At 69.8% G+C, this 384-nt stretch carries 1 protein-coding gene; it reads left to right on the top strand.

Annotation, left to right across the window (positions count from 1 at the left end):
• Positions 1-243 (top strand): HAD hydrolase-like protein (locus tag HOV91_RS41390; RefSeq protein ID WP_174190218.1); only part of this gene is annotated, 243 nt, incomplete at its 5' end.
• Between the last annotated feature and the right edge of the window lie 141 nt (positions 244-384).

Raw genomic sequence — 384 nt, 5'->3', positions numbered from 1 at the left:
ACCCTGGATGGCTCGCGCAGCCACAAGCCGGAGCTGGTCGGGGAAGCTCTGCGCCGGCTGCAGGTGCAGCCCGCACAGTGCTGGATGATCGGCGACCGCCGCATGGACATCGAAGGCGCGCGTCACCACGGCCTGCGCAGCGTGGGTGTGCTGTGGGGCTTTGGCGGTGAGGCGGAACTCACCGCGGCCGGCGCTGGCCAGCTGGCACGCGAACCGGCGCAGCTGGAAACGCTGCTGGCCTAGCTTGCTGTAGCGCCGAGCCGATGCCCGGCTGCTCCGGCGAGTGGCCAGCCGGGCATGGGCTCGGCTCTACGGAATGCCCTGCGCCAGCGTATGTCCGGACAATGTCCGTTGCATGACCTGCGGAGTCAGGCAGCACAAGGC

Origin of the sequence: Nocardia barduliensis, assembly GCF_013315795.1 — a bacterium.
GTDB lineage: Bacteria > Actinomycetota > Actinomycetes > Mycobacteriales > Mycobacteriaceae > Nocardia > Nocardia barduliensis.
The sequence above is the reverse complement of the archived record's forward strand: the minus strand, read 5'-3'. Positions and strand labels throughout refer to the sequence as shown.